This is a genomic window from Methylobacterium sp. AC315, assembly GCF_979253755.1.
Genome location: NZ_CEEDEA010000010.1, coordinates 169,444 through 194,034 on the forward strand (window position 1 = coordinate 169,444; position 24,591 = coordinate 194,034).

Here is a 24,591-nt window from a genome sequence, read left to right on the forward strand (position 1 = left end):
TCAGCGCACCAGCAGCATGCGCTCGACCGCAGCCCGGGCGCGGTCGGCCAAGGCGGGATCGACGGTGACCTCGTGGGTCAACGTCTCCAGGGCCCTGCGGATGTTGCTCAGGCTCATCCGCTTCATGTGCGGGCACATGTTGCAGGGCTTGATGAACTCGATGTCCGGGTTTGCCGCCGCGATGTTGTCGGCCATGGAGCACTCGGTCACCAAGACGACCTGGCTCGGGCGCTTCTGCAGCACGAAATCCATCATCATCGCGGTGGAACCGGAGAAGTCCGATTCGGCCACGACGTCGGGCGGGCATTCCGGGTGCGCGATCACCGTGACGCCGGGATAGCTGTCCCGCACGTCGCGGATGTCGGCGGGCGTGAAGCGCTCGTGCACCTCGCAATGGCCAGCCCAGGTCAGGATTTCGACCTCGGGAACCTCGGCCTGGACGTTCTGGGCCAGGAACTCGTCCGGGATCATCAGGACCCGGGGCGCGTTCAGCGACCGCACGACGGCCACGGCGTTGCCGCTCGTGCAGCACAGGTCCGATTCGGCCTTCACGGCGGCCGACGTGTTCACGTAGGTCACGATCGGCACGCCCGGGTACTTGGCCCGCAGGCCGCGCACGTCGGCGGCCGTGATCGAATCGGCCAGCGAGCAGCCCGCGCCCATGTCGGGGATCAGTACGGTCTTGCTCGGGTTCAGGAGCTTGGCGGTCTCGGCCATGAAGTGGACGCCGGCCAACACGATCACGTCGGCATCGACATTCACCGCCTCGCGCGCCAGCGCCAGGCTGTCGCCGACGATGTCGGCCACCGTGTGGAAGATCTCCGGCGCCTGGTAATTGTGCGCCAGGATCACCGCGTTGCGCTCGCGCTTCAGCCGCAGGATCGCCTCGATATCGGGGGCGAGCGCCGGCCATTCGATTGCTGGAACGTGACGGCTGACACGGGCGTAGAGTTCCGGCAGCGGCAGGCCTGGAACCAACGTACGGGAGACGGGTGACACGGTCGCCGTCATGGCGTCCTCCATTATGCTCAGTTTGAGCATTGTGCCGTCTAACTTATGGGCGCCGCACCCGTCTGTCTAGATATGCTAGCCTTGAGCATAAATCTTTTGCGGCGCAGTGTTATGCTGCAGCGCAAAAGGGCCCGTGCGCTCAGCAGAAGGTCGCGGGATCGGGCCCTATCCGCCCGTCGGGCCGGTCGAGGGCGGCGATCTGGGTCATCTCCTGATCGCTGAGCGCAAAGTCGAACACGGAGACGTTCTCGACGATGCGCTCGGGTCGGGCGGTCTTCGGGATCGCGACGCAGCCGATCTGCACCTGCCAGCGCAGCACCACCTGGGCCGGGCTCCTGCCGTGCGCCTGGGCGATGGCGACGATGACCGGGTCGTTCAGCTCCTTGCCCTGGCCGAGCGGGCTCCACGACTCGGTGACGATCGTGTGCCGGGCATCATCGGCGCGGGGCTCCTTCCGCTGGAAATGCGGGTGGAGTTCGATCTGGTTGACGGCTGGCGCGACGCCGGTCTCGCCGATCAACGTGACGATGTGCTCCGGGGTGAAGTTCGAAACCCCGATCGACTTCGCGCGGCCTTCGTCGCGCAGCTGGACCATGGTCCGCCAGCTCTCCACGAACAGGCGCCGCTGCGGACAGGGCCAATGGATCAGGTAGAGGTCGACATAATCCTGGCCGAGACGCTCGAGGCTCTCGTCGAAGGCCTGCCGCGTCGCATCCCGGCCCTGGCGGTCGTTCCACAGTTTGGTGGTGAGGAACACGTCTTCGCGCGGGACCGACGATGCGCGGATACCACGGCCGACGCCTTCCTCGTTGCCGTAGGCGGCGGCGGTGTCGATCAGGCGATACCCGGCCCTGAGCGCGTGGCCGACGAGATCGGGCGCCTGTGACTCCGATAATTGCCAGCATCCGAAGCCGATCTGCGGGATGCGACGCCCGTCGTTGAGGGGCAAGGTCGGGATTGTGACGGCCATACTGAGCACTCCGGACGAGGTGTTGCGCCCGCGTCACCTGGATCGAGCCGAGGGATCGACCAGGGTTGAAATCTGACGCCCCGGGGAATGGCCGCGGTGAAGGGGCGCAGTCTGGACCGGATCTAATTTACGGACGCTGACGTTGGGACACTGAATTCCAGGCTGCGCTTCACCGTGAGCGTCGCGCATGGGCGGGATAGCAGCATGACAGACGACACTCCGACGAAGCCGTTCGCTCTCACGCGGCGTGCTGTCGTGGAAGGCTGCGCCGCAGCCGGGGCATTCGGCGCCCTCGGCTTCCGGGCGGCGGCCGCCGCGACCGCGGCCCCCGGCGATCTGGCCGCGCAGACGATGCCTGTGCGCCTCACGATCAACGGCGAGGCGCGCGATTTGGTCCTGGACACGCGCACGACCCTGCTCGACGCCCTGCGCGAGCACCTGGCCCTCACCGGCACCAAGAAGGGCTGTGACCATGGTCAGTGTGGTGCCTGCACGGTGCTGGTGGATGGCCGGAGGATCAATTCCTGCCTGACGCTCGCAGCGATGCACGACGGTGACGCGGTCACGACGATCGAGGGACTGGCGACCGGGGACACGCTCCATCCGATGCAGGCCGCCTTCATCGCGCATGATGGCTTCCAGTGCGGCTATTGCACGCCCGGTCAGATCTGCTCCTCGGTGGGCATGCTGAGCGAGGCGAAGGCCGGATGGCCCAGCCACGTCACCGAAGACGTCGCGTCCACCCCGAGCCTCAGCGACGACGAGATCCGGGAGCGGATGAGCGGCAACATCTGCCGCTGCAGTGCCTATCCGAACATCGTCGCGGCGATCCGCGATACCGCCGCCAGCAACCTCTGAGGGGGCGGACATGAAGGCTTTCACGTACGAGCGTCCGGCCACCGTGCAGGACGCAGCCAAGCTTGCGGCCGAGCGGCCGAACGCGAAGTTCATTGCGGGCGGCACCAATCTGCTCGACCTGATGAAGCTTCAGATCGAGACCCCGGCGACGCTGATCGACGTCAACCGGCTGCCCCTCGACAAAGTCGAAGCGACGCCGGAGGGCGGCCTGCGCATCGGCGCACTGGTGCGCAACGCCGACCTCGCCGCGGACGTGCGCGTGCGCAAGGATTACGCGGTTCTGGCGAAGGCCCTGCTGGCCGGCGCCTCGGGCCAGCTGCGCAACAAGGCGACCACCGCCGGCAACCTGCTGCAGCGTACGCGCTGCTATTATTTCTACGACACCGCGATGCCCTGCAACAAGCGCGAGCCCGGCTCCGGCTGCTCCGCGATCGGCGGGTTCAACCGGATCATGGCCGTGCTGGGCGCCAGCGAGGGCTGCATCGCCACCAACCCGTCCGACATGAATGTCGCGATGCGGGCGCTGGATGCCTCCATCGAGACCATGGATCCGGCCGGGCAGGCGCGGACCATCCCGATCGCCGACTTCCACCGGCTGCCGGGCGACACGCCGCAGGTTGAGACCGACCTGCGCAAGGGCGAGATCATCACCGCGGTGACGCTGCCGAAGCCGGTGGCCGGTCAGCACATCTACCGCAAGGTCCGCGACCGGGCGTCCTACGCCTTCGCGACCGTGTCGGTGGCCGCGATCATCACGGCTGCCGAGGGCGGTAAGCCGACGGCGGCGCGACTCGCTTTCGGCGGCCTGGCGCACAAGCCCTGGCGCGTGGCCGAGGCCGAGGAGGTGCTGGTACGGACCGGTTCCGCCGACGCCGCCGCCGACGCGGTGCTGAAGGGCGCCCGCGGCTACGGCGCCAACGACTTCAAGATCCCGCTGACGCGGCGGACCCTGCGCGCCGTCATGGCGCAGGCGACCCGCGCGTAGAGAACCCGGCAAGGACAAGTCCCATGGAGATGAACCAGCCGATCGGCCGGACGCCCCTCGACGACCGTCCCGACGGCCTCGTCGGTAAACCGCTGGACCGGGTCGACGGACCGCTGAAGGTCACTGGGCACGCGCCCTACGCCTACGAGACCAAGGCGCTCAAGAACCCCGCCTACGGTTACATCGTCCCGGCGACCATCGCGGCCGGCACGATCCGGGCGATCGACGCCGAGGCCGCGCGCCGAGCCCCGGGGACGATCCTTGTCCTGACCCACGAGAACGTGCCGGAGCAGGGTGAGAAGAAGGAGCAGGTCTGGCCGCAGCTCCGGGGCACCGACATCAAGTTCTACGGGCAGCCCGTGGCGTTCGTGGTCGCTGAGACCTTCGAGCAGGCCCGGGCCGCCGCCATGCTGGTCAAGGTCCGCTACGATGCGGCCAAGCCCAAGGCGCTGCTGAAGGACAACATGGCGGCGGCCTACGAGCCGAAGCCGGTCAACTCGCCCCCGGACTCGAAGCTCGGCGATTTCGATGCCGCCTTCGCGGCGGCACCCGTGAAGCTCGACGTGGAATACACCACGCCGCCGCAGATCCACGCCCAGATGGAGCCGCACGCCACGATTGCCTCCTGGGAGGATGACGGCGTGGTGCTGCACACCGCCAACCAGATGCCGAACCGCGGCCAGAAGGCCCTCGGCTCGGTGCTCAAGCTGCCGCCCGAGAAGGTGCGGATCGTCAGCCCGTATATTGGCGGCGGCTTCGGTGCCAAGCTGCAGGTGCAGCCCGAGGCGACCCTGGCGATCCTGGCCTCCAAGGTGATCCGTCGGCCCGTGAAGGTCGCGATGACCCGGCAGCAGGAATTCCACGTCGCGACCCACCGCACGGACACGATCCAGCGGATTCGCCTGGGAGCCGACAAGGACGGACGTCTCTCGGCGATCGGGCACGAATCCTGGTCCGACACCGCAGAGGGCGACGGCTTCTTCGAAACGTCCGCCAACGTCACCCGCTCGCTCTACGCGGCGCAGAACCGGGTGACGCGCCATCGGCTCGTCAACCTGAACATGCCGATCGCCTCGGCCATGCGCGCGCCGGGTGAGGCCGTGGGGCAGCTCGCCTTCGAATGCGCCATGGACGAGTTGGCCGAGCACCTGAAGATCGACCCCGTCGACCTGCGGGTGCGCAACGAGCCCGCCGAGGACCCCGAGAAGAAGGTGCCGTTCTCGACCCGCCAGCTCGTGCCCTGCATGCGCGAGGGCGCCCGCTTGTTCGGCTGGGAGAAGCGGCAGGCGGCGGGCAGCCGGCGCGAGGGCAACTGGCTCGTCGGCATGGGCATGTCGGCCGCCGCCCGGCTCAATCCGCTGATGCCGTCCTCGGCCAAGGTGCGGCTTGGGCCCGACGGGGTGCTGGTCGTGCGCATGGCCATGACCGATCCCGGCACCGGCACCTACACGATCCTGACCCAGATCGCCGGCGAGATGCTGGGGCTTCCGGTCGAGTGTGTCCGGGTCGAGATGGGCGATACCGACTTCCCGTTCGCGTCCGGCTCGGGAGGCTCGTTCGGGGCCGGATCGGCTGGATCTGCGCTCTACGTCGCCTGCGACAACCTCCGGCAGGCGCTGCTGAAGGCGGGCGACCTGAACCCGGAGGGCGCGACCTTCCGGGACGGCGCCGTGACCTCGGGCAACCGCACGGAATCGCTGAAAGACCTCGCGGGCACCGGCCTGGAGGCCTCCGGCGAGATCAAGCCGGGGGAGATGAAGCAGAAATTCTCGCAGTACTCCTACGGCGCACACTTCGCGGAAGTCGGCGTCGATGCCGATACCGGGGAGATCAGGCTTCGCAGGATGCTGGGCGTCTTCACCGGCGGGCGCATCCTCAATGCGAAGACGGCGCGAAGTCAGGCGATCGGCGGCATGACCTTCGGCGTTGGCGCGGCGTTGATGGAGGATGCGGTGGTGGATTCCCGCTACAGCTTCTTCGTCAACCACGACTTGGCCGAGTACCACGTCCCTGTCCACGCCGATGTGCCGGTGATCGACGCGGTGTTCCTGCCCGAACTGGACGACAAGACGAACCCGCTGAAGAGCAAGGGGCTCGGCGAGCTCGGCATCTGCGGTGCCGGGGCGGCCCTCGCCAACGCGATCCACAATGCCACCGGCATCCGGATCCGCGCGTATCCCATGACCCTCGACAAGGTGCTCAAAGGGTTCGAGGAGCAGGAGGGTCAGGCCCAACGCCGGACCTGACGCGCTCCGCATCGGCGCTGGCCTCACCCGAGGTTGACGGGCGGCGCGCCGATGCGGGACACCCGGGCAAAACCCAAGACGCGGGGAACGCCCTTTGTCCGACGCCCTCCGGCTCCATGATCATCGCCATCCCCCGGCCCGCTTCAACGCGGCCCGGTACTGCCTGGCGGAGAATGCGCGGCTGCGCCCAGACAAGACCGCGCTGGTGCTGGTCGGCGACGGCACCGCGAGCCGGGTCAGCTTCGGCGATGTCGACCGCGCGGTGCGCAGCATCGCGGCGGGGCTGCTCGGGCTCGGGCTGACGCCCGGCGACCGGGTGATGATCCGGATGGGCAACGAGGCCGATTACGTCCTGGCCTACTTCGGCGCGCTAGCGGCCGGCCTGGTGGCCCTGCCGTCCTCGCCCCAGCTGACCGAGGGCGAAGCCGAATTCCTGATGGAGAATTCCGGCGCCCGGGCGATCGTGGTCGGCGGCGGCTGCGCGGTGCCGCCCGCGGCCCTGGGCAGCCGCATCCTGCTCGACGCCGCCGCGATCACCGCCCTGAAGGGCACCGCCCCGCTTCCGGACTACGCCGACACCGCCGCAGACGACCCGGCGATGCTGATCTACACCTCCGGCACGACCAGCCGGCCCAAGGGGGTGCTCCATGCCCACAGGGCCGCCTATGGCCGCTGGCCCATGGTCGAGCATTGGATCGGGCTCGGCGAGTCCGACGTGATGCTGCATGCCGGCACCATGAACTGGACCTACACGCTGGGCGTCGGCTTGAGCGATCCGTGGTCGGTGGGCGCCACCGCGGTGCTCTACAACGGCCCCCGCGACCCGTCGGTCTGGCCGCGCCTGATCGCGGAATACCGCGCCACCCTGTTCGCGGCGGTCCCGACCCTCTACCGCCAGATCCTGAAGTACGGCGCCCTCGAAAGCCACGACCTGTCGAGCCTGCGCCACGGCTGCACCGCCGGCGAGCCGCTGTCGATCGAGCTGCTCGATGCCTGGACCCGCGCCACCGGCAAGCCCCTCTACGAGGCGCTCGGGATGAGCGAGATCTCGACCTACATCTCCAGCGGGCCCACCATCCCGGTGCGCTCCGGCTCCCCGGGCCGGCCGCAGCCCGGCCGGCGCGTCGCGATCCTCCCGGTGGAGGGGGAGCCCGTGCCGCTGCCCGCCGGCGAGACCGGCCTCCTGGCGGTCCACCGCTCGGAGCCCGCGCTGATGCTCGGCTATTGGAACCGCCCCGACGAGGAAGCCGAGGTGATGCGCGGCGACTGGTTCGTCGGCGGTGACCTCGCCCGGCTCGATGCCGACGGCTACGTCTGGTTCGAGGGCCGCAACAACGACCTGATGAAGGCGATGGGCTATCGGGTCTCGCCGAACGAGGTCGAGGTCGTGCTCTCGGCCCACCCGTCCGTGGCGGAAGTCGGGGTGGCCGAGCTGCCGGTGCGCGCCGATGTCTCGGTGATCTGCGGCTTCGTGGTGCTTCAGCCCGGTGCCGAACCCGACGCCGAGGCCCTGCTCGCGTGGTGCGAGGCCCGGCTTGCCGCCTACAAGCGGCCGCGGGAGATCCGGTTCCTGGACGCGCTGCCCCGAACGGCCAACGGCAAGGTGCAGCGCAAGCGGCTGGCCGAGGCCATGGGGTGAAGCGGCCTCTTCAAACCTCTCCGCGGAAGGAGAGCTCCGAAGAATACATCCGGAGCGCTCCGGAAATCCGCCCTGTCATTCCCGGCCGGAAGCAACCGCAAACGCGCCCCTACAGCAGCGTCCCCCGCAGGATCAGCAGCGCCACGGAGAAGTAGATCACCAGCCCGGTCACATCGACCAGCGTGGCCACGAACGGGGCCGAGGCGGTGGCGGGGTCGAAGCCGATCCGTTGCAGAATGAACGGCAGCATCGAGCCGGCGAGCGAGCCGAACATCACAATCCCGATCAGGGCCGAACCCACCGTGGCGGCCACCAGCGGCCAATGCTCGCCGTAATCGTAGAGGCCGAGCTTCTGCCAGGCCACGATCCGGATCACTGCGATGACCCCCAGGATGCTGCCCAGCACGATGCCGGTGGGCAGCTCGCGTAGCGCCACCCGCCACCAGTCGCCGAGGCGGATCTGGTGCAGGGCGAGTGCCCGGATAAGCAGAGAGGTCGCCTGCGAGCCGGAATTGCCGCCCGAGCTCATGATCAGCGGGATGAACAGGGTCAGGACGATCGCCTTCTCCAGTTCGCCCTCAAAACCCTGCATCGCCGAGGCGGTGAGCATTTCGGAGAGGAACAGCGCGCATAGCCAGCCGGCGCGCTTCCGGATCATCGTGAAGAAGCCGATATCCATATAGGGCTCGGGCAGCGCCTCCATGCCGCCGAAGCGCTGCACGTCCTGGGTCTGCTTCTCGACCATGGCGTCGATCATGTCGTCCACCGTGACAATGCCGATCAGGTGCCCGACCGCGTCGACCACGGGCAGCGCCAGCAGGTCGTATTTCGAGATCAGCCGGGCGGCCTCCTCGCGGCTCGCCGTGGGCGACACCGCCAGCGGCCGCCGCCCCGGGGCGACGCTGAGCACGTTGTCGCTCGGGTCGCCCGAGATCAGGCGGCGCAGGGGTACCGCCTTGGTCAGCGCCCGGGTGCGCGGATCGAGCACGAAGATCGCGTAGATGGTCTCGCGGGTCTTCTCGACGTGGCGGATGTGCTCCAGCGTCTGGCCCACCGTCCAGGTGCCCGGCACCGTGACGAACTCGGTGGTCATCAGCGAGCCGACCGTCTCCTCGCCGTAGGCCGACAGCCGGTCGACGGCGCCGCGGGTCTCGGCGTCGAGGCGGGCGCGCAGGTCGGAACGGCCGGGTTCCTCGATCTCCCGGAACACGTCCGTGACCCGGTCGGCCGACATGCCCGAGAGGTAGGCCGCCACCCGGTCGCGCGGCAGCATCTCGATGATGTCGGCGGCCATATCGAGTTCGGGCTGGTCCAGCACCTCGATCGCCCGATCCATCGGCAGGCCGAGGATGATCGCGGCGGCGACCTCGGGAGCCTCGTCGTTCAGGGCCTCGACGATGTCGGGGGCGCGCTCGTCCGAGAGGCGTGCGGCCAGCACGGAGGGGTCGACGCGCGCGTCGATGGGGGCGATCTCGTTCATGGCCTCGCCTCGCGGATGACGAGACGGCGCGCCGCCGGTCTTGCTGGTTGAGGGCCGCGACCGGCGGCCCACGCCGCTCACCCCGCGGCCGGGCCTCTCAGCGGCTCAGGCGGGATGACGGCGCGTCGCCGGGCACGGCAGGCACGATCGGTCTGGCACGTCGCTTCGCTGTCGATGCTGAAAGGGAGCGCGGGCCACCCGCATGGAGGCCCGACGCGGCTGCCTCGTGCCCCTACGGGAATAGTCCGTCAAGCCGAAACCACTGCGTGTTCCCAGTTCGCTTTCACGATCGCGCCGGGGCGTGGCCGAGAAGCCGCGACGGCACCCGCGCCCTACGCCCCAGCTCCCTATGAGAAATATAAGTGTTGTGCTCGCTTGTATTGCGCCCAAGATATTGCCTATATGGATCTCAGCAACAACGAGGAGAAACGCCATGGCTTGGTCCGCCCCCATCGTGTCTGAGATCTGCGTCGGCATGGAAGTCACCAGCTACGAGTCGGCCGAGATCGACACCTTCAACTGAGCAGGCCCTACCCTGGGTTGGCTCTGCGACCCGGGGAGTTAGGCCTTCTTCGTCCCATCATTTCCATTTTGGAGTCATATCATGGCTTGGTCCGCCCCCATCGTGTCCGAAATCTGCGTCGGCATGGAAGTCACCAGCTACGAGTCGGCTGAGATCGACACCTTCAACTAAGACGTCTATCGTTCGACAGAACGAAGGAAGGCGCCGCTTCACTCGAAGCGGCGCCTTTTTCATGCGCAACACACGGTCAGGATGCCGGATACCGGTCTGTCGGACATCAGGCCGCCTGATCTTCAGCTTGCGCGGCAGCTTTAAAGACCGGCTCCACCCGCTAAAGCGGCAGCGGATCCTGTACTGCTCCGATGAAGCTGGCGCGCGATAAACCGGAACGGCAACGCCAGTGGTGGTTCGAATCCATTACGCGCGGTGCAGCACAACAGTCACACAAGTAGCGCCCATGCCCGCTCAAGGGCGCATGACCGTCTGTACTGACGCCCGACTAGGCAGATATTACGTGTGACAACAGAGATATGAGGGTTTCACAGAACCAACCCCAAATCTGTTCGTCCCGTCGATCAAGTGCAGCGTGATGCGGCTGCCACCGCACTCAGCCCTTGTGTCGACGCACTCGTGCACGCCGAACCAGTACCCACTTCCGCGGCGAGCGCTCAGAGCGTGCCGATCAGGACCAGCAGCATCGTCGTAGCGACGGTCGTGCTGATGAAGCCGCAGAGGGCAGCTGCGAAGGATGGTCCGGTGCGGTTGGCGGTGGGCGCCTGGAGGTCGGACGACAGCAGGGCGGTGGTCATCGGCGCATAACCTTGTCGGCGACGTGCGTCGCTCGTGTCGGGATGATGCTGCAGGGCCTGAACGTATGCGGTGCGTGAACGCACCCGATCAGTCGCAGCGGTTGATCTTCTTGGCGATGCGGAGACCGCGCAGCTCGCTGCGCAGGTCAATGGCCACCACGCCCTCGCCGCAGCGCTCGAAGGCGTCACGGGCGTCGTCGTAGCGGTCGCCGACCTCGTCCAGCGTATCGCAGACGCGGTCATGGTTCCCCAGCCGCGCCTCCTGGCGCGCCTGGAAGCGGAGGGCGCTGGCCTCGTCCACCTTGCGCTGAGCGTCGAGGCATGCCGGCAGGGCCAGCACCGCGTTGCTCAGAGCGAGGAGAGACAGACCCCCGACCAACGCCGACTTGGCGAGGCCGGACAGGGTGGAGAAGCCGGTCTTGGGAGAGGCCGAACGGATACGCACGGGATCACTCACGGAACGGTCAATTCGGTAGCCCCGCAGGCGGAGCGCCGGGTTTCTCTGGAGCGGATCAAGTCCGCCCCCTCTCTGTCCGCTGAAACGGTGAAGCTGGCGTGAAGGTTCCGACCGGATTACGCCTTCCGACGGAGCCGTGAGGTGAGGATTGCGGAGAGTCCCACCGGGGCCGGCCCCATCGGGTCGACGCCGACATCGTACTGCTTCGGCATCGGCTTGAGCTTGCCGTGGCTGTGGCCGTGCAGGTTGAGGGCACCCCGGCCCATCCCGTTCCAGGTCCGGAACGCGTAGTGGCACAGCACCACCATCCGGTCGTCGACCACGCGTTCGGCGTAATGGCGCACCGAGGCCCAACCGGGTGCTGCGAGGGTGTCGGGGCCGTCGTTGTTGCCCACGATCAGGTGCTTTTCGCCGTTGAGCCCGTCGAGGATCTCGCGGATCCGCGCACCGCTCGGGCCGAGGGCGAAGTCCCCGAGGTGCCAGACTGTGTCGCCGGGCGCGACCGCGGCGTTCCAGGCGGCGATCAGGCCGGCATCGTGGGCGTCCAGATCCGGGTAGGGCCTGTGGTCGAACCGCAGGGCGCGCAGGTCGCCGAAATGGGTATCGCCCGTGAAGAAGGTGGCCACCTGTGCGATCCCTCAGCGTTCGTCCCGATGTCCATACGACCGACCATGGCGATGGCCATCGGAAACCACATCGGGTGCGGCCGACCCCGCGTTCACGCCGCGGGATCGGCAGGACCTGCGCCGTGCGAAATCCTCAGGCCGCCAGCTGCCGGGTGCCGTGGCTGCCTTCCTGGATCTCCTCGACGATCTTCGCGCAGAAGGCATCGAGGTCGCCTGGGTTGCGGCTGGTGACGACGCCTTGGTCGGTCACGACCTCCCGGTCGTGCCAGCGGCCGCCGGCGTTGATCACGTCGGTTCGGATGGACGCGAACGAGGTCATGTCGCGGCCCTTGGCCGCGCCGGCCTCGATCAGTAGCCACGGCGCGTGACAGATGGCGGCGACCACCTTGCCGGAGGTGAAAAAGCTCCGGATCACCTCAAGCGCCTTGGGCTCGAGCCTCAGCTTGTCGGGATTGATCTGGCCGCCCGGAAGCACCAGGGCGTCGTAGTCGGCAGGATCGACGCGCTCGAGATCGATGTCGACCGCGACCTCCTTGCCCCAGTCGGTCTTGTCCCAGCCGCGGATCGTGCCCTTGCTCTCGCGCGATTGCGGTGCGGACACCGCGACCGAGGCGCCAGCGTCGGCCAGCTTGGCTTGCGGAACGGTCAGTTCGCTCTCCTCGAAGCCGTCCGTTGCGAGGATCAGGATCTTGGCCTGGCGGATATCGGGCATGGCGAGCCTCCTTCTGGGGGTTTGCCCGGACAACCGAGGTCGATTGGCCGTGTTCCGATGGCGGCGGATCGCGAGGCCGTCGCCTGGAACCGCCGGAGAATCGGCCCGTTGGTCCGGCATCCCGAAAACCAACAGGAGACCGCCATGGCCAATCCAGGCCTCCCCGAGCCTACGCCCGGCGATCTGCCGCCTCCGCCGCCTACGCCCGATGAGGAGCCGGATATCGGTCCGACCGGGCCGCGCTCGCCCTATCCCGTGAACGATCCCGGCATCGGCGAGCCGGGCGGGCCGGGCTCGGAGCCCGATGTCTTCCCGGGTGCGCCCACCGACCCGGGAACCCGGATGTAATCGACCCGGATGTGATCAATGGCCGCCGTGTGAGGTGCGTACGTCGCGCGGCGCGCTGAGGATCTCGGAGAGGCTCGTCACCACGTGGCGGGCCTCTTCGTCCGTCAGGCGCAGCTGGAACGGCGGCAACGCGCCCGCCTGGAGCGCAACGACAGCCTGGCCCTCCTCGTCGGTGCCGATCTCGATCGCCGAGGACGTCACGTCCAGCATGGCGATCTCCTCGTCGCCCAGGCCATCGCCCAGGTCCGGCTCGTCCGTGTCGTCGATGGCCGTGAGAAGCTGGCCGACGGCGCGCACCAGCGCGCGCGCGGCGCGGGCATCCATCACCACCGCCGTGGCCTGATCGTCCTTCTGAAAGGACAGCTGGATGTTCGCACCGTCCAGCGAGACCGAAATGCCTGCCATGTATCGCCCGGGAGCCTCGCGCCTTAACTGCCTGTCCGCGTTCCGTATATGCATCGGGCCCGGCGGAAATCCCAGGGGGCGTCACGCCGCCGCGCCGGCCCAGTCGCGGCCTGCGACGCAGAAGTTGTGCCCGAAACGCCTTGTTGCCGCCGCAGCCAACGCCTAAATAGAGCCTCGGGGGGCTTACCCACCGAGACCGGTGCTTTTTAACGCCCAGCGTCTCGCGCCCTGCCACACTGGCCAACCCAGCAAGACCGTGGTGCATCGCGCGGCTTTTTCGCCGTGCGCATGGCCTATGGACGATGAGGTATCCTACGTGAACACCGGCACTGTGAAGTGGTATAACGAGACCAAGGGCTACGGCTTCATCCAGCCCGATGACGGCGGCAAGGACGTTTTCGTTCACATCTCCGCTGTAGAGCGGGCTGGGATGCGCAACTTGGTCGAGGGCCAGCGGCTCTCGTACGAGATCCTGACGGACAAGCGCAGCGGCAAGGACGCCGCCGGCAACCTTCAGGCGGCCTGAACCCCAGCGGGTTCTTACCGGCCGCGCGGCGGCTCCCCCTTCCGACGCTTCCATCCGGGCGAGACCGCTCGGTCGAGGGGGCGTCGGAGGCAACCAGCAGAAACGACGCCGGGCGCACACAGACGTTCGGTCCAGAAAAGAAAAGACACACGCGATAATGATGTTCGAATACACGCGGCGCCGCGGCGTCCGCTCTCCCGTCACCGATGCATCGACTTTCCGGGTCGGTCGGCTGGCACGGGCCAATTCCGCGAATGAGGCTAAGACCGATCTGAGCAACTTGATCGATCGGTCCTACAATTATCACTCCCCCCGCGAACTGCGCTGGCATCTGGCCGAGCGTCTGGGGCTGGCCCCCAACGCTGTGGTCATCCGCGAGGCGGCGGCGGCCTGAGGGCCGACGTTCCTCGGCGGATCTGCCAGGCACGCCTGACGTACAGGGCCGTGTTCGATCTCGGATCGAACGCGGCTTCTTACGTGCGATAGGTCGTGCAGCGGCGCTGCTCCTCTCGCGCCGTCGCTTTCCCCGTCGCATGCAGCGCTTTGACTGCCGGTTCGGATCACCGTCCACGAACGTGCCGGATGTCCGGGAAAGGGGTCGCGCCCGGTGCGGGTTGGTTCGACCTTATCGGTCCCAGGCCGCCAGGACCGGGTCGCGCAGCACGACCGGCGTGGCCAGCAATTCGCCGTGGACGGGGTCCGGCCGATTATAGGTGGTCGCCTCGCCCTTGAGGTCGCAGACCGTTCCGCCCGCCTCGCGCAGGATCAGGTCGGCCGCGGCGATGTCCCAGTCGCGGGCATTGCCGGAGATCAGCCCGACATCGACCGAGCCTTCCGCGACCCGGGCGAGCCGCAGGGCGAGTGATGGAATGCGGTCGATCCGCTCGAAATCGACGCCGGCGCCGGCCCCGCGCGACAGCCGGTCGAGCATCGGCTTGGGGCCGGTGATGCGCGCGCCCTGAAGCGTCTCCTTGGGATCGACCCGGATCGGCTCGCCGTTGCGGGTCGCGCCGCGTCCGAGAACGGCCTCGTAATCGGCGTTCCCCACGGGGGCGTGGACGAAGCCGATCCGCGGCTGGCCGCCGGCCAGCAGGGCGACCGCGATCGACCAGTCGGGATGCCCGGACAGGAACGCCCGGGTGCCGTCGATCGGATCGACGATCCACACGAGGTCGTGGCCGAGGCGCGCCGGATCGTCCGCGGTCTCCTCGGACAACCACGCGGCCGCGGGCACCAGGGCGCTCAAGCGAATCTTCAGGAAGGTGTCGACCGCGACATCCGCCTCTGTCACCGGAGACCCGCCCGCCTTCGACCAGATCCGCGCGGAGGTCTGTCCGCCCAGCTTGAAGTACGGGCGAGCGATGTCGGCGGCCTCGCGCATGACCGCGCGCAGGTCCGGCATCAGGGCGGAGACGGCCGCGTCGGTGATGGGCTCGGGCATCGCGCTCCGCGGGGCATGCGTCAGGCCCGGGATCGGGCCACATCGGGGCCTCCGCCCGGCAGGTCGGATGAAGTGAGCCGGCTCGGCAGGCGGTGTTGGGTACCGGGAGGCCATGCCGCCCGGTACCGTCCGTTGTAGGGCGCAGCCGGCACGGCCACAAGGATCCGCACTCTGCCCCCTGGATCGATCAAGACCGATCGATCTTCGCAAGGAAGTGTTGAGCATTCAAGGAAGCATTGAGCATTCCTCAAATGACATCCCCGTCCAGAATCGCTTAACGACGGTGATTAAGCTGTGCGGAGGAGTTCGGGTGCGATTTTGCTTGGCATAACGGACGGCCCCGAGCGGGTCGCCACTTGCTCCAGGGACGCGCACAGATGAACACTTCCTCGTTCACGGACGAACGCCGCGAAGGACCTTCGATGGATGCCCGTGGGGCCGCTGCTCTGGCCGATTTCGCCATCGTCGCATCGCCGCTTCCGGTGATCGGCCGCATCTCCGGCGCCCGCAAGGCCGCTGGAATCGCCCTGGCCTACGCCACCGAGGATGCCGAGATCTGCGGCGCCGACCGGTTCAGCCTGATCCTGGTCGATGCCGAGGGCGAGGAGCTGGATCGCCTCGGCTGCTTCGACGAGGACGACGTGGTCGCCGTCTGGCGCGACATCGCCGCCCGGGCCGGGCTGGTCCGCATGATCGTCCGGGAGGACGGTGTCCTGGTGCCGGTCTCCGAGCAGATCGGCCGGCTGATCCTTGGGCGCGTGCGCATCCGCCGCCGGCATGCCGGACTCGGTGCCCGTCGGCCGCGCTTCCTCGCCCGCCGCAAGACCGGCCGTCTGCCGGCCCGGCCGCAGATCTTTCGTGGTGAGAACGAGATCATCGCCCGCACCTGAGACCCCGGCCGGAACTCAGGACAGGCTGCGCACCACAGCGTCCGCCGCGAGGCCCACGAACAGGATCAGGCCGGCGTCCCGGTTCGAGCGGAACAGCGTGAGCGCCCCGCGCCCGTCACGTTCCCGGAACGACAGGACCTGCCAGGCCAGGTGCCCAGCGAAGGCCGCGACCCCGATCGATCCGGCCAGTCCAGCCCCCGCATCCCGGGCCGCCAGCGCCACGAAGGCCGCCGCGAGCGCGTAGCACAGGCCGACGGCCCCCCTCACGTGCCGGCCGAACAGCCGGGCCGAGGAGTGGATCCCGGCCAGCTCATCGTCCTCGATGTCTTGGACCGCGTAGATCGTATCGTAGCCCACCACCCAGCAGATCGTGCCCGCGTAGAGCAGCAGCGCCGGGGCATCGAGCCGGGCGAACAGGGCCGCCCAGCCCATCAGCGCGCCCCACGCGAAGGCCAGCCCCAGCACCGCCTGTGGCATCGGCATCACCCGCTTCATGAACGGATAGATCGCCACCGGGAGAAGGGAGCAGAGCCCGACGATCACGGCCTGCTCGTTGAACTGCAGCAGTACCGCCAGCCCGACCAGCGCCTGAGCCAGCAGGAACAGGGCCGCGTGGCGCGGCCGGATCTGTCCGGAGGGAAGTGGGCGTTGGCGCGTGCGCTCGACCTGCGCGTCGAGGTCGCGGTCGGCGATATCGTTGTAGGTCGAACCCGCCCCGCGCATCGCCACCGCACCCACCAGGAACAGCAGGCAGTGCCAGGGATCGGGAAAAGACAGGTCCGCCTTGATCGCCGCCAGCGCGGAGGACCACCAGCACGGCAGGAGGAGGAGCCACCAGCCGATCGGCCGGTCGATCCGCGCCAGGCGCAGATAGGGCCGCCAGGACCGTGGCGCCGCGCGCTCGACCCAATGTCCGGTGACCGCGTCGGCCGGACGCCCGTCCCCCGCTGCCGTCCCGCTCATCGGTCGGATCTCCGGTCGTCCCACGTACGCATCCCCCCCGCCCCGGAGGGGGTCGCGCCGCCCGCAATTCTCCCGGACGGCTCTACAGCGCGCCTTGCGGCAGCTTGAAGCTGCCGGTCAAGCCCGGTCCACCGAGCAGGCCGCTGCTGGCGCCGTTCTGCGCCTGGGCGCGGGCCTGCGCCTCCATCTTAGTGGCCTGAGCGGCGACGCTGCAGATCTTGGTGCGGATGCCGCTGACCTTCAGGTGGTCGGCCTTGAAGCCTTCGGCGAAGGAATCCGGGATCGAGCACCATTCCTTGTTGGCGGCGATCCACTTGATGCCTTCTGCGCCGTTGGACTGCAGCTTGCCGAACAGCGCGCAGGCCTCCTGCGGGGTCATCTTCTTCTTGCTGTTCGACGCCGCGTTTGCGCGGGAGACTAGCGCCTTGCGCTCGGCCAGGGTCTTCTGGATCGTGCCGCATTCCGGCGCGGCACCCTGCGCGAAGGCCGCCGTTCCGAACAGCAGACCGCCGACGAGCGCCGCCGCCCCCAGACTCAAGCTCCCGTGTGCCATCCTGCGACTCCCTCGACGCCTGCCGGAACCCGCGTGACGCCGGCTCCACTCCGTTCCGTTGGGTTCGCCATAGGAATGTGGCGTCAATCGAGCGGCAAACCGGCGAGGCGTTGCGCGTGTGGGAGAAGCGCCAAAAAGTCGCCCTCGTAACCTTTCGGCAACATGTCGTTGGACGCAGGTCGACGGCGCGGTGCGTTGACAGCCCGGCCGGGCCGCGCGACCACCCGGCCATGCCGGCCTACGACTTCATCGCCCCGCGCCTCCACGTCGAACCGGACCTCGCCGCCGGAACCGTGCTGCCGCTCGACCGCGCCCAGGCGAATTACCTGCTCAACGTCCTGCGTCGGGGACCCGACGATCCCGTGCTGGTGTTCAACGGACGGGACGGCGAGTGGCGCGCGCATTTGGTCCAGACCGGCCGGAAGGGCGCGAACCTCCACGTCGCCGAGCGTACCCGCGCGCAGACGCCACGCGCCGACCTGCACTACCTGTTCGCGCCCTTGAAGAGTGCGCGCCTGGATTACCTGGCCCAGAAGGCCGTGGAGATGGGCGCCGGGACGATTCATCCGGTGATCACGCGCTACACCCAGGGCGAGCGGATCAACATGGACCGCCTGCGTGCCAATGCCGTCGAGGCGGCCGAGCAATGCGGCATCCTGGCGATCCCCGAGTGTTGCGATCCGGATAAGCTCGGCCACGCGCTTGCGGGCCTGGCGCCCGAGCGGCTGGTGGTGTTCTGCGACGAGGACGCCCCGGTGAGCGACCCGGTGCGGGCGCTCCGGGAGGCCGCCGACCCCGCCGCACCGCCGCCGCTGGCCGTTCTGGTCGGGCCGGAGGGTGGTTTCTCCGAGGAGGAGCGGGCGGCGATCCGGGCCCGGCCCAATACCGTGGCCCTGTCGCTGGGTCCGCGCATCCTGCGTGCCGACACGGCCGCGGTCGTGGTGCTGACCCTGGTCCAGGCGGTGCTCGGCGACGCGCGCTGACGTCGGCATCGACCGAGCGCATGTGTGGCGGCGCACATCGGAGCGGTGCAGCGCGGGATTGTTCCGTCGAACCGGGTCGAACGGGCGTCCGGGTCCACGGCGCCGCGTTGTCGGTTCCGAGCGCCTCGATTATGTCCCGGAACGGATGTTCGCCCGCGCCGCTCTCCCCAGAGGGCCGGTGCGGGTGTCCGTCCGGACTCCGCCCGCTGGATGGGGCGGGACGAGGTCGAACCGGACGGACACGCTGGAGCAGTCCGGTGCGCTCCCATCCCAGGCATAGTTCACAGGCACGGGCAGGCAGCGCATGGCGCGCGACAGCAACGACAACACGCCGCTCACCACGCGCGCTGAACTGATCGACTGGTTCGCCGCCGGCGAGAAGCCGCGCGCGCGATTCGCCATCGGCACGGAGCACGAGAAGATCCCGTTCTACCGGGAGACCCGTGAGCCCGTGCCGTATGACGGCGAGCGCGGCATCCGCGCCCTGCTGGAGGGGCTCGCCCGCGAGACCGGCTGGGAGCCGATCCTCGACCTCGGCAAGATCATCGGCCTGTCGGCCGAGGAAGGCGGGGCGATCTCGATCGAGCCGGGTGGACAGTTCGAGCTGTCCGGCGCGGCTCTGCCGGACGTGCACGGCACCGCGGCCGAACTCGCCACCCATCTCGCGGCCACGAAGCGTGCGGCCGATCCCCTCGATATCGGCTTCCTCACATTGGGCATGAGCCCGCGCTGGCGCCGGGACGAGACCCCGGTCATGCCCAAGAGCCGCTACAAGATCATGGCCGGCTACATGCCGAAGGTCGGCTCGCTTGGCCTCGACATGATGCTGCGCACCGCCACCGTACAGGTGAATCTCGACTTCGCCTCCGAGGCCGACATGGTGCGCAAGATGCGCGCCTCCCTGGCGCTGCAGCCGGTGGCCACCGCCTTGTTCGCCAACTCGCCGTTCACCGACGGGCGGCCCAACGGCTTCCTGTCCCGCCGCTCGGAGATCTGGCGCGACACCGACCCCAATCGCACCGGCATGCTGCCCTTCGCGTTCGAATCCGGCTTCGGCTACGAGGCCTATGTCGACTGGCTGCTCGACATGCCGATGTACTTCGTCAAGCGCGGCGACATCTATCACGACGTGTCGGGCGCCTCCTTCCGCGACCTGATGGCCGGCAAGCTGGCGCAGCTCCCGGGCGAGTACGCTACGGTCGCGGACTGGGCCAACCACGCCTCCACGGCGTTCCCGGAAGTCCGGCTCAAGCGCTTCCTGGAGATGCGCGGCGCCGATGTCGGCGATCCCGGGATGATCGCCGCCCAGGCCGCGTTCTGGGCCGGGCTGCTCTACGACGAATCGGCCCTCGACGCGGCCCTCGACCTGGTGAAGAGCTGGAGCCCGGCCAACCGCGAGGCCGCCCGGGCGACGGCGCCGCGTCTGGGGCTCGCCACGCCGGTCGCCAACACCACGCTGGGCGCGGTCGCCGCCGAGGCGCTGGCCATCGCCCGCGCGGGTCTGCGCGCCCGGGCCCGCCGCGATGCCGAGGGCCGCGACGAGACCGTCTATCTCCAGCCCCTGGAGGCGATCGTCACGGCGGGGCGCACCCGGGCCGACGACCTGCTGGCCGATTACGAGGGCCGCTGGGGTGCCTGCGTGCGCCCGGCCTTCTCGGAATGCGTGTTCTGAACCGGCAACTCCCGGGACCGTGCGGCCGCACACCGTGGCGCGGAACGAAGTGCGATATCTGACGGTCCTCACGCCGATGGTTCAGCGCGTGGAGGAAGTGTCCATGTCTCGCATCACCACATCGCTCGTCGCCGGCGCCTCGGCCCTGGCCATGATCGCCGGTTCATTCACCGCCGCTGAGGCGGCTCCCCTTCCGGCGCAGAATTCCGTGCAGGTCGGCGGCCCGAGCACCCAGATCGACACCATCGACTGGCGCCGGGGCTATGACGGTGGCGGCTACGGATACCGTCGCGGCTACGGCGGCCGTGTCGCCGGCGCCGTCGCGGCCGGTGCCGCCCTCGGCATCATCGGCGGTGCGCTGGCCGCCAGTGCGGCTCCCCGCTACGGCTATGACAGCGGCTACGGGTATCCGGCCTACGGCTACGCCCCGGTCCGCAGCTACGGCTATCCCGCTTATGGCTACCCAGCTTACGGCTACGACGATTACGGCTGGTAAGCCCGAATTCGAGCCTGCCCCACACTCCCGGTCCCATCGCGGCCGGGAGTTTTTTTGCCGCCTGTCGGACGCGGTCGCCCGAGGCCTGGCCCGCTCTCCGAATCACCTTAAACGGGAGGCGCAAGCTTCGGCCAAGGCCCGCAATGCTAGTCTGTCGCCGGCCATGTGATCGGATCCCCCCGAGGCCGAATCGTCCTCGTCAGGAGACCGACGCCATGACTCGCCACACCGTCGCTCTCGCGGCCGGCGTATTATCCGCCGTGACGGCCGGCGGCGTTTGCTGCGCCGCGGATCTGGGCCCGTATCGTGCCCAACGCGCCGTCCCGGTGGCACGCCCGCACGTGGGCGGCAGGTTCGTCGCCGCGGTCCCGGTCCGTCCGGAATACAGCTATTACGGCGAGTACGGCTATCCGGCGCCGTTCGGTTACGGATACGGCTACGCGCCGACCCCTGGCCGCAGCATGGAATACGGCTATTACGGCCCGACCTACTATGTGTTCGCGCCGGACACGTATCGCGGTCCGGTCTTCGGCTATCACGAGTGGTAGTCAGTCGTCGCGAGCCAGGGTCTCGGTGCGGGATGAGGCCGACCCCGTGCAGGACGACGAACCGGATCGTGTCGAACTCGACCTGACCGGGCTGAAATGCCCGCTCCCGGTCCTGCGCACCCGCAAGGCCCTGCGCGCGCTGGGCACCGGGCGGGTCCTGGTGGTCGTCTGCACGGATCCGATGGCGATGATCGACATCCCGAACCTCGTGCGTGAGGAGGGTGCCCGGCTGGATTCGGCCGAGCGCTGCGGAGATCGCCTGTGTTTCCGCATGACCGCCTCCGCGAAGCCGCCGCATTCCTGAGCGATCCGTCCGGTTCTCAGGGATAGGGCGGAGACGGCATGGCACCACGGATCGGGGGCGTGCGCCTCGTGCACGAGGGTTGGGCCCGCTACCTCGTGGCCGAGGTGATGCAGGACGATGGCACGCGCATCACGCGCGAGATGGAGGATCACGGCCGCGCCGTCGCGGTGCTGCCGTACGATCCGGTCCGGCGCGTGGCGACGCTGGTCTCGCAGTTCCGGGCGCCGGTGCTCTATTCCGGCGGTCCGCCGAGCCATGTCGAGGTGCCGGCAGGGCTGCTCGACGACGGCGCGCCGGAGGACGAGGTTCGGCGCGAGGCCGCCGAGGAGACCGGACTGCGCCTCGGCGCCCTCGACCTCGTGGCCAGCGCCTGGACGATGCCGGGCATCTCGACGGAGCGGATGGACCTGTTCCTGGCCGCCTACGGCGAATCCGACCGTACCGGCGCCGGCGGCGGCCTGGCCGCGGAGGGCGAGGCGGTGGCCGTGCACGAGATCCCGCTGCCGGAACTCCTGGCCATGACCCGCCGCGGCGCCCTCACCGACATGAAGTCGCTGCTGCTGCTCTTCGCGCTTCAACTGCGACGGCCGGAGCTGTTTGCGTAGCCGACTGAAGCTCGCCCGCGACACGTTGGAATGACAGACTACGCTTCTCGCCGTCATTGCGAGCGCAGCGAACCCGGACGAACCTCCATCCAATCACGCCGACGATCAGGACGTCGATGGGATCGGGCTTGCGCACCCGGCGCCGGCCCGCCGCCTCAATCCCGCCGGCCCGAAACCCGGTCGCGCATGGCGATGCCGATGAAGCGCCAGGATTCGATGAAGTAGCGGCGGAAGAGCCGGCGCGGGGCGCAGAGGAAGCGGAACACCCACTCGAGGCCGAGCCGCTGCATAAGCCACGGGGCGCGGGGGAGGCAGCCGGCCGCGACCGACAGAGCGTCGCCGACGCAGAACACCACCGGGTTGCCGAGCGCCCGGCCCTGGCGATCGACCCACACTTCCGATTTCGGTGCGCCGACGCCCATCACCAGCAGGGTGGTGCCGTGGGCGCGGATCCGCTCGGCCAGGGCGCTGCCGTAAGACGCGTCGTCCTCGAAGCCGAAGGGCGGCACCGCACTCGCCACCGCGCCGTCCGGCAGACCGGCGGCCTGCAGGCGCGTGGTCAGCGTGTCGGCGACGTCCTGGCGTGCAGCGACGAAGAACACCCGGCGGGCGTAGGGCGGCGGGTCGGCCAGGACGCAGGCCAGGAGGTCGTGGCCGGTGATCCGTTCCGCCGGCCGGCCGCTCGCGACACGGGCGAGCCAGACCAGAGGCATGCCGTCGAGGGTCCGGGCGGCGGCGCGCGCGTAGGCGCCCCGGAAATCCGCGTCCTCGGCGAGTTGGACGACGTGGTCGACGTTGGCGGTGACGATCGTCCGGGGACCGTCCGAGCGCCGTGCCGCCACCGCGGTCACGATCGCGGACGCGGTGCCGACGTGGAAGCCGTAGCCGAACAGTGTGACAGTCGTGGACGGCTCCGGCGCAGCCCGGTCCCGCAACGCCGCCTCCGGGTCTGCCAGGCTCGGAGCCTCGACATCACGCATCGGCGGCCCGGAAGCTGGTCCCGGGGCGGGCGACGGCGCGGCGGAACCGCCGACGGTCGCTGTCGGCGCCGAGCGCCAACGCGATGGCTCCGCCGAGCAGCAGGCCGAGCACGAGGGCCACCGGCAGCACGATCTTCGGCGAGGGCGGGAAGGTCCGCTGGCGGGCGGGCGTGGCCACCGAGATGATCCGGACGTTGGTGGTGTTGAGGCGCTCCTGCTCGTTCGCCTCGCGGGCGCGCTTCAAATAGGCCTCGTAGACCCCCCGGCGGGCCTCCAGCGTCCGCTCCAGCTCGCGCAGGCCGACATAGGCGCGGTCGCTGCTCACGGTCTCGGTCTTCACCCGGTCGAGATTGGTGCGGATCGCCGCCTCGCTGGCGGCGGCCCGGTCGTAATCCTTCTGGGTCGTGTCGATGATCCGCTCTTTCTCGCGCTGGATCAGGCGCTGGAGGTCGCGCTGCTGGGCGTATTGCTCGGCCATGGCCGGGTGGCGCTCGCCGAGCCGGGTGGCGAGCTCGGCGGTGTTGCGCGAGAGCGTGGCGTATTGCTGCCGCAGCGCCTGCATCTCCAGGGATTGCAGCATCTCCGGGAGGGCGGTGCTCGGGTCCGAGGTGCGCATCTTGCGGGCCTGGTCCAGCCGCGACTTCGCCTCGGCGGTCTTGATCGACGCAGTGACGAGCTGCTGGTTCAGGTCGCCGAGCTGCTGGTCGGTCAGCAGGCGTCCACTTGAGGCCACGAGCTTGTGGGCCTCGCGGTAGCGCACCACCTCGCCCTCCGCCTGCTCGACGTCGCGCTTCAGGCTGCCCAGCCGTCCGGTCAGCGCGTCGTAGGCGCGTCGGGCCGTGTCGGTCCGGGCGGCGGCTTCCTCGGCGAAGTAGGCGTCGCCGATGGCGTTGGCGATCCGGGCGGCCTTCTCGGGATCGCGCGACTGCACCGAAGCGTCGATCACGAAGGTCCGCTCGGCCCGGCGGACGCTGAGCTTGGTCTGGAGTGTATCCAGGGCGATGTTGACTGGGTCGCGGCTCGCGGCTGGCGGCATCATGCCGAGCGCCCCCTTGATCCAGGCGATCGTCGGATTGTTGCCGTCGGGCAGCACGAACTCGTCGTCCTGGTCGAGATGCAGCTTGGCGATCACCCGACGCAGGACGTTGTCGGACTGGATCACCCGCACCTGGCTCTCGGCGATGGAGACGCCGCTATCGGCCTGGGGCTGGCGGGCGTTCACGTCGTTCTCGACGACCCGCAGGTCGCTGGGATCCACCAGGACCTGGATGGACGAGGTGTAGCGCGGCGGGATGAGGCCGAGCAGCGCCACCGCGGCCGCCACCATGAACAGGGCGCCCAGCACGATGAAGCCGCTACCCCGCCAGAGGCGGCGCAGGATCACGCGCGGCTCCGGCCGAGACTCCACCTGGGGCAGCACCATGCGGACGGGCTGCTCACCGCTCATGCGTGTCGAGAAGTCGAACATGCGCCTCGCTCCTGACCTGTCGGACGACGACCGGTGCCGTCTTCCACCGCCATCCTGCTCCCGTCCCCATCCCGGTCACCACCGTGCCGATCC

The 24,591-nt window shown here is 68.9% G+C and carries 29 protein-coding genes; 16 read left to right on the forward strand and 13 right to left on the reverse strand.

The annotated features are described in order from the left end of the window. Together nadA and AC0IY0_RS18030 are read right to left on the reverse strand one after the other, a co-directional pair. Nucleotides 1-1,011, reverse strand: coding sequence for a quinolinate synthase NadA (gene nadA, locus AC0IY0_RS18025; protein ID WP_147906245.1), 1,011 nt, complete (start codon nucleotides 1,009-1,011; stop codon nucleotides 1-3). Nucleotides 1,012-1,150: 139 nt separating this feature from the next. Next, the gene (locus tag AC0IY0_RS18030; protein WP_471764879.1) at nucleotides 1,151-1,981 is read right to left on the reverse strand and encodes an aldo/keto reductase; all 831 of its coding nucleotides are present in this window, start codon (nucleotides 1,979-1,981) and stop codon (nucleotides 1,151-1,153) included. 204 nt (nucleotides 1,982-2,185) lie between these two features. Here AC0IY0_RS18030 and paoA point away from each other — a divergent pair, with 204 nt between their 5' ends. The 4 genes from paoA (at nucleotide 2,186) to AC0IY0_RS18050 (ending at nucleotide 7,709) form a co-directional block, all read left to right on the forward strand. Beyond that, the gene (gene paoA / locus AC0IY0_RS18035; RefSeq protein ID WP_471764910.1) at nucleotides 2,186-2,839 is read left to right on the forward strand and encodes an aldehyde dehydrogenase iron-sulfur subunit PaoA; all 654 of its coding nucleotides are present in this window, start codon (nucleotides 2,186-2,188) and stop codon (nucleotides 2,837-2,839) included. Between the two features lie 10 nt (nucleotides 2,840-2,849). Beyond that, nucleotides 2,850-3,824, forward strand: coding sequence for an FAD binding domain-containing protein (locus AC0IY0_RS18040; protein WP_471764881.1), 975 nt, complete (start codon nucleotides 2,850-2,852; stop codon nucleotides 3,822-3,824). 23 nt (nucleotides 3,825-3,847) lie between these two features. After that, a complete protein-coding gene (locus AC0IY0_RS18045) occupies nucleotides 3,848-6,070 on the forward strand; it encodes a molybdopterin cofactor-binding domain-containing protein (protein WP_471764883.1) in 2,223 nt (740 codons plus the stop codon). A gap of 94 nt (nucleotides 6,071-6,164) precedes the next feature. Continuing rightward, nucleotides 6,165-7,709 carry an acyl-CoA synthetase gene (locus AC0IY0_RS18050; protein ID WP_471764885.1) on the forward strand — a complete coding sequence of 515 codons (1,545 nt, stop codon included), beginning with the start codon at nucleotides 6,165-6,167 and terminating at the stop codon, nucleotides 7,707-7,709. A 109-nt stretch (nucleotides 7,710-7,818) separates the two neighbouring features. Here the strand turns inward: AC0IY0_RS18050 and mgtE are convergent, their stop codons facing one another. Further along, nucleotides 7,819-9,189, reverse strand: a complete 1,371-nt coding sequence (mgtE, locus tag AC0IY0_RS18055; protein WP_147906251.1) for a magnesium transporter — start codon at nucleotides 9,187-9,189, stop codon at nucleotides 7,819-7,821. 433 nt (nucleotides 9,190-9,622) lie between these two features. On the opposite strand from mgtE, the gene pqqA (AC0IY0_RS18060) reads away from it, so the two are divergent. Both pqqA (AC0IY0_RS18060) and pqqA (AC0IY0_RS18065) read left to right on the forward strand, forming a co-directional pair. Continuing rightward, nucleotides 9,623-9,712, forward strand: coding sequence for a pyrroloquinoline quinone precursor peptide PqqA (gene pqqA, locus AC0IY0_RS18060; protein ID WP_007559223.1), 90 nt, complete (start codon nucleotides 9,623-9,625; stop codon nucleotides 9,710-9,712). A gap of 81 nt (nucleotides 9,713-9,793) precedes the next feature. After that, complete coding sequence (pqqA, locus tag AC0IY0_RS18065; RefSeq protein ID WP_007559223.1) at nucleotides 9,794-9,883, forward strand: pyrroloquinoline quinone precursor peptide PqqA; 90 nt, start codon at nucleotides 9,794-9,796, stop codon at nucleotides 9,881-9,883. Nucleotides 9,884-10,380: 497 nt separating this feature from the next. Here pqqA (AC0IY0_RS18065) and AC0IY0_RS18070 read toward each other — a convergent pair whose 3' ends face one another. The 4 genes from AC0IY0_RS18070 to AC0IY0_RS18085 all read right to left on the reverse strand — a co-directional run bounded on the left by AC0IY0_RS18070 (nucleotide 10,381) and on the right by AC0IY0_RS18085 (nucleotide 12,316). Beyond that, the gene (locus AC0IY0_RS18070) at nucleotides 10,381-10,521 is read right to left on the reverse strand and encodes a hypothetical protein (RefSeq protein WP_187193395.1); all 141 of its coding nucleotides are present in this window, start codon (nucleotides 10,519-10,521) and stop codon (nucleotides 10,381-10,383) included. Nucleotides 10,522-10,609: 88 nt separating this feature from the next. Then, a complete protein-coding gene (locus AC0IY0_RS18075) occupies nucleotides 10,610-10,900 on the reverse strand; it encodes a hypothetical protein (protein ID WP_471764911.1) in 291 nt (96 codons plus the stop codon). Nucleotides 10,901-11,094: 194 nt separating this feature from the next. Further along, complete coding sequence (locus tag AC0IY0_RS18080) at nucleotides 11,095-11,604, reverse strand: metallophosphoesterase (protein ID WP_147906252.1); 510 nt, start codon at nucleotides 11,602-11,604, stop codon at nucleotides 11,095-11,097. Between the two features lie 133 nt (nucleotides 11,605-11,737). Continuing rightward, the gene (locus tag AC0IY0_RS18085; RefSeq protein ID WP_471764912.1) at nucleotides 11,738-12,316 is read right to left on the reverse strand and encodes a type 1 glutamine amidotransferase domain-containing protein; all 579 of its coding nucleotides are present in this window, start codon (nucleotides 12,314-12,316) and stop codon (nucleotides 11,738-11,740) included. A gap of 144 nt (nucleotides 12,317-12,460) precedes the next feature. Here AC0IY0_RS18085 and AC0IY0_RS18090 point away from each other — a divergent pair, with 144 nt between their 5' ends. Then, nucleotides 12,461-12,664 carry a hypothetical protein gene (locus tag AC0IY0_RS18090; RefSeq protein WP_147854656.1) on the forward strand — a complete coding sequence of 68 codons (204 nt, stop codon included), beginning with the start codon at nucleotides 12,461-12,463 and terminating at the stop codon, nucleotides 12,662-12,664. A 15-nt stretch (nucleotides 12,665-12,679) separates the two neighbouring features. On the opposite strand, the gene AC0IY0_RS18095 is transcribed toward AC0IY0_RS18090, so the two are convergent. Then, nucleotides 12,680-13,069 (reverse strand): hypothetical protein, encoded by a 390-nt coding sequence (locus tag AC0IY0_RS18095; RefSeq protein WP_147854655.1) that lies wholly within the window; start codon nucleotides 13,067-13,069, stop codon nucleotides 12,680-12,682. A gap of 316 nt (nucleotides 13,070-13,385) precedes the next feature. On the opposite strand from AC0IY0_RS18095, the gene AC0IY0_RS18100 reads away from it, so the two are divergent. Together AC0IY0_RS18100 and AC0IY0_RS18105 are read left to right on the forward strand one after the other, a co-directional pair. Beyond that, nucleotides 13,386-13,595: a cold-shock protein gene (locus AC0IY0_RS18100; protein ID WP_007565868.1), complete on the forward strand. Its 210-nt coding sequence runs from the start codon at nucleotides 13,386-13,388 to the stop codon at nucleotides 13,593-13,595. A gap of 157 nt (nucleotides 13,596-13,752) precedes the next feature. Then, nucleotides 13,753-13,989 carry an AsnC family transcriptional regulator gene (locus AC0IY0_RS18105; protein ID WP_147906254.1) on the forward strand — a complete coding sequence of 79 codons (237 nt, stop codon included), beginning with the start codon at nucleotides 13,753-13,755 and terminating at the stop codon, nucleotides 13,987-13,989. A 231-nt stretch (nucleotides 13,990-14,220) separates the two neighbouring features. Here AC0IY0_RS18105 and AC0IY0_RS18110 read toward each other — a convergent pair whose 3' ends face one another. Further along, on the reverse strand, nucleotides 14,221-15,036 hold the full coding sequence (locus AC0IY0_RS18110) for a 3'(2'),5'-bisphosphate nucleotidase CysQ (RefSeq protein WP_147906255.1): 816 nt from the start codon (nucleotides 15,034-15,036) through the stop codon (nucleotides 14,221-14,223). 422 nt (nucleotides 15,037-15,458) lie between these two features. On the opposite strand from AC0IY0_RS18110, the gene AC0IY0_RS18115 reads away from it, so the two are divergent. Beyond that, complete coding sequence (locus AC0IY0_RS18115) at nucleotides 15,459-15,926, forward strand: DUF6101 family protein (protein ID WP_147906256.1); 468 nt, start codon at nucleotides 15,459-15,461, stop codon at nucleotides 15,924-15,926. Nucleotides 15,927-15,941: 15 nt separating this feature from the next. Here AC0IY0_RS18115 and ubiA read toward each other — a convergent pair whose 3' ends face one another. Together ubiA and AC0IY0_RS18125 are read right to left on the reverse strand one after the other, a co-directional pair. Then, nucleotides 15,942-16,889 carry a 4-hydroxybenzoate octaprenyltransferase gene (gene ubiA, locus AC0IY0_RS18120; protein WP_471764889.1) on the reverse strand — a complete coding sequence of 316 codons (948 nt, stop codon included), beginning with the start codon at nucleotides 16,887-16,889 and terminating at the stop codon, nucleotides 15,942-15,944. A gap of 82 nt (nucleotides 16,890-16,971) precedes the next feature. Further along, entirely contained in the window at nucleotides 16,972-17,442 is a 471-nt protein-coding gene (locus AC0IY0_RS18125; RefSeq protein ID WP_147906258.1) for a hypothetical protein, read from the reverse strand. A gap of 230 nt (nucleotides 17,443-17,672) precedes the next feature. On the opposite strand from AC0IY0_RS18125, the gene AC0IY0_RS18130 reads away from it, so the two are divergent. From AC0IY0_RS18130 to AC0IY0_RS18155, 6 genes are all read left to right on the forward strand, one after another. Next, on the forward strand, nucleotides 17,673-18,425 hold the full coding sequence (locus AC0IY0_RS18130) for a 16S rRNA (uracil(1498)-N(3))-methyltransferase (RefSeq protein ID WP_471764891.1): 753 nt from the start codon (nucleotides 17,673-17,675) through the stop codon (nucleotides 18,423-18,425). A gap of 304 nt (nucleotides 18,426-18,729) precedes the next feature. Further along, nucleotides 18,730-20,097, forward strand: a complete 1,368-nt coding sequence (locus AC0IY0_RS18135; RefSeq protein ID WP_471764892.1) for a glutamate--cysteine ligase — start codon at nucleotides 18,730-18,732, stop codon at nucleotides 20,095-20,097. Between the two features lie 103 nt (nucleotides 20,098-20,200). Beyond that, nucleotides 20,201-20,593, forward strand: coding sequence for a hypothetical protein (locus AC0IY0_RS18140; RefSeq protein WP_471764894.1), 393 nt, complete (start codon nucleotides 20,201-20,203; stop codon nucleotides 20,591-20,593). Nucleotides 20,594-20,808: 215 nt separating this feature from the next. Next, nucleotides 20,809-21,141: a hypothetical protein gene (locus AC0IY0_RS18145; RefSeq protein ID WP_147906262.1), complete on the forward strand. Its 333-nt coding sequence runs from the start codon at nucleotides 20,809-20,811 to the stop codon at nucleotides 21,139-21,141. A gap of 46 nt (nucleotides 21,142-21,187) precedes the next feature. Further along, a complete protein-coding gene (locus tag AC0IY0_RS18150) occupies nucleotides 21,188-21,445 on the forward strand; it encodes a sulfurtransferase TusA family protein (RefSeq protein ID WP_246692582.1) in 258 nt (85 codons plus the stop codon). A gap of 38 nt (nucleotides 21,446-21,483) precedes the next feature. After that, entirely contained in the window at nucleotides 21,484-22,050 is a 567-nt protein-coding gene (locus AC0IY0_RS18155) for an NUDIX domain-containing protein (protein WP_147855938.1), read from the forward strand. 155 nt (nucleotides 22,051-22,205) lie between these two features. Here the strand turns inward: AC0IY0_RS18155 and AC0IY0_RS18160 are convergent, their stop codons facing one another. Further along, nucleotides 22,206-23,030 (reverse strand): WecB/TagA/CpsF family glycosyltransferase, encoded by an 825-nt coding sequence (locus tag AC0IY0_RS18160; protein ID WP_419830787.1) that lies wholly within the window; start codon nucleotides 23,028-23,030, stop codon nucleotides 22,206-22,208. After that, entirely contained in the window at nucleotides 23,023-24,498 is a 1,476-nt protein-coding gene (locus tag AC0IY0_RS18165; protein ID WP_147906265.1) for a GumC family protein, read from the reverse strand. The genes AC0IY0_RS18160 and AC0IY0_RS18165 overlap by 8 nt, the downstream gene beginning before the upstream one ends. Nucleotides 24,499-24,591 lie beyond the last annotated feature (93 nt).

What these genes read in the sequence shown, in the direction of transcription:
- nadA (WP_147906245.1), bottom strand. Translation starts at nt 1,011, where the DNA reads ATGACGGCGACCGTGTCACCCGTCTCCCGTACGTTGGTTCCAGGCCTG.
- AC0IY0_RS18030 (WP_471764879.1), bottom strand. Translation starts at nt 1,981, where the DNA reads ATGGCCGTCACAATCCCGACCTTGCCCCTCAACGACGGGCGTCGCATC.
- paoA (WP_471764910.1), top strand. Translation starts at nt 2,186, where the DNA reads ATGACAGACGACACTCCGACGAAGCCGTTCGCTCTCACGCGGCGTGCT.
- AC0IY0_RS18040 (WP_471764881.1), top strand. Translation starts at nt 2,850, where the DNA reads ATGAAGGCTTTCACGTACGAGCGTCCGGCCACCGTGCAGGACGCAGCC.
- AC0IY0_RS18045 (WP_471764883.1), top strand. Translation starts at nt 3,848, where the DNA reads ATGGAGATGAACCAGCCGATCGGCCGGACGCCCCTCGACGACCGTCCC.
- mgtE (WP_147906251.1), bottom strand. Translation starts at nt 9,189, where the DNA reads ATGAACGAGATCGCCCCCATCGACGCGCGCGTCGACCCCTCCGTGCTG.
- pqqA (WP_007559223.1), top strand. Translation starts at nt 9,623, where the DNA reads ATGGCTTGGTCCGCCCCCATCGTGTCTGAGATCTGCGTCGGCATGGAA.
- pqqA (WP_007559223.1), top strand. Translation starts at nt 9,794, where the DNA reads ATGGCTTGGTCCGCCCCCATCGTGTCCGAAATCTGCGTCGGCATGGAA.
- AC0IY0_RS18070 (WP_187193395.1), bottom strand. Translation starts at nt 10,521, where the DNA reads ATGACCACCGCCCTGCTGTCGTCCGACCTCCAGGCGCCCACCGCCAAC.
- AC0IY0_RS18085 (WP_471764912.1), bottom strand. Translation starts at nt 12,316, where the DNA reads ATGCCCGATATCCGCCAGGCCAAGATCCTGATCCTCGCAACGGACGGC.
- AC0IY0_RS18090 (WP_147854656.1), top strand. Translation starts at nt 12,461, where the DNA reads ATGGCCAATCCAGGCCTCCCCGAGCCTACGCCCGGCGATCTGCCGCCT.
- AC0IY0_RS18095 (WP_147854655.1), bottom strand. Translation starts at nt 13,069, where the DNA reads ATGGCAGGCATTTCGGTCTCGCTGGACGGTGCGAACATCCAGCTGTCC.
- AC0IY0_RS18105 (WP_147906254.1), top strand. Translation starts at nt 13,753, where the DNA reads ATGATGTTCGAATACACGCGGCGCCGCGGCGTCCGCTCTCCCGTCACC.
- AC0IY0_RS18110 (WP_147906255.1), bottom strand. Translation starts at nt 15,036, where the DNA reads ATGCCCGAGCCCATCACCGACGCGGCCGTCTCCGCCCTGATGCCGGAC.
- AC0IY0_RS18115 (WP_147906256.1), top strand. Translation starts at nt 15,459, where the DNA reads ATGGATGCCCGTGGGGCCGCTGCTCTGGCCGATTTCGCCATCGTCGCA.
- ubiA (WP_471764889.1), bottom strand. Translation starts at nt 16,889, where the DNA reads ATGAGCGGGACGGCAGCGGGGGACGGGCGTCCGGCCGACGCGGTCACC.
- AC0IY0_RS18125 (WP_147906258.1), bottom strand. Translation starts at nt 17,442, where the DNA reads ATGGCACACGGGAGCTTGAGTCTGGGGGCGGCGGCGCTCGTCGGCGGT.
- AC0IY0_RS18130 (WP_471764891.1), top strand. Translation starts at nt 17,673, where the DNA reads ATGCCGGCCTACGACTTCATCGCCCCGCGCCTCCACGTCGAACCGGAC.
- AC0IY0_RS18135 (WP_471764892.1), top strand. Translation starts at nt 18,730, where the DNA reads ATGGCGCGCGACAGCAACGACAACACGCCGCTCACCACGCGCGCTGAA.
- AC0IY0_RS18140 (WP_471764894.1), top strand. Translation starts at nt 20,201, where the DNA reads ATGTCTCGCATCACCACATCGCTCGTCGCCGGCGCCTCGGCCCTGGCC.
- AC0IY0_RS18145 (WP_147906262.1), top strand. Translation starts at nt 20,809, where the DNA reads ATGACTCGCCACACCGTCGCTCTCGCGGCCGGCGTATTATCCGCCGTG.
- AC0IY0_RS18155 (WP_147855938.1), top strand. Translation starts at nt 21,484, where the DNA reads ATGGCACCACGGATCGGGGGCGTGCGCCTCGTGCACGAGGGTTGGGCC.
- AC0IY0_RS18160 (WP_419830787.1), bottom strand. Translation starts at nt 23,030, where the DNA reads ATGCGTGATGTCGAGGCTCCGAGCCTGGCAGACCCGGAGGCGGCGTTG.
- AC0IY0_RS18165 (WP_147906265.1), bottom strand. Translation starts at nt 24,498, where the DNA reads ATGTTCGACTTCTCGACACGCATGAGCGGTGAGCAGCCCGTCCGCATG.